The sequence below is a fragment of the Mariniradius saccharolyticus AK6 genome (assembly GCF_000330725.2).
Taxonomy (GTDB): Bacteria; Bacteroidota; Bacteroidia; order Cytophagales; family Cyclobacteriaceae; genus Mariniradius; species Mariniradius saccharolyticus.
Genome location: NZ_AMZY02000034.1, coordinates 1 through 1,065, shown reverse-complemented (window position 1 = coordinate 1,065; position 1,065 = coordinate 1). Strand labels below are relative to the sequence as shown.

Here is a 1,065-nt window from a genome sequence, read left to right as displayed (position 1 = left end):
AGCCCTTTTTGTATAATGGAAAACGTGACCTGGTCACATTTATCCCATCCCTTATCGAGTGGGATGGAAAAGGTGGCAGTGTAGCCGGAAGGGACGGCTTTGAATTCCTTTTTCTTTCCGTTGATCTGGATCGTGATAGAGGCTTTTGCTTGGGATGGCCCCGCGGTGATCTCAAATTTGGCCTTTGCCACAAACCTGTCCTCGGTGTTATAGGCTTTGTAGGAGACCTTTTTTGTGTTGATGCCGGAACTTTTGGTTTTAGAATCCCTTATGGCAAAGTAATTTCCACTTCCTGGTTCTATGCAATCAGATTCACAATCTGAAGAATAAATTAACCTGCCATTGATTGGATCATCTTCCAATTCAATTGCTAATCCGGAAAGGTCTTGAAATTCTTCCAATACAGCTATAGGCTCTTCCACAGGAGCTAATTGCTCACAGGAAAACAACAATCCAAATACAAACAAAACCACAAGGTAGTTTTGGGTGCCGAACTGTTTTTGAGTTTTCACTTTTTTTGGGTTTTGATTGAGATTAATCTTTGATACAACGGCAAGAGAAGGCCTGGATAGTTTCATTAATATTGACCTCATTTATTCTAGCAGCATTCTCCCCATTTGACAAGGACATCAGGTAGGGGCCAAAACGTTCGGGGTTTTCTTCATCTACAAACCCTGTTGAACTCCACCATACTCCGCGGATTCCCATATTAAAAAATTCAGTTTCATCCTCGCAACACACCACCCAAATACTCTGACCTCCGGGCAATCCAGTAAACCCACTTTCATTAGTCGCACCTACATTTGGTTCATTCCAGCCTTCGACAGATTTCAATTTCCCTCCAGCTAATTCGCTTCCCCCTAGGTGATTAATAAGGATTTCCCATTCTCCTTTGCTTGGAACATGCCAACCAAGCGGGCACTCTGGGGTACCCTCATAGAGATAGCCATACTCCTCACAATTTTCTGGCTGATTGTCATAGCAAATTCCTGAGGCATATTTCAAATTTTCCGCAAACCATACCTGGTCACCTATTTTTACGATTTTGTAAACATTCCCATCACG

1 protein-coding gene and 1 pseudogene are annotated in these 1,065 nt (G+C 42.7%); both read right to left on the bottom strand.

Annotation, left to right across the window (positions count from 1 at the left end; all coding sequences use genetic code 11):
* A pseudogene (locus C943_RS21145) lies at nucleotides 1–512 on the bottom strand (hypothetical protein); the annotation flags it as partial.
* Between the two features lie 22 nt (nucleotides 513–534).
* On the bottom strand, nucleotides 535–1,065 hold a 531-nt coding region (locus C943_RS21640; protein WP_281166968.1), incomplete at its 5' end, for an FISUMP domain-containing protein.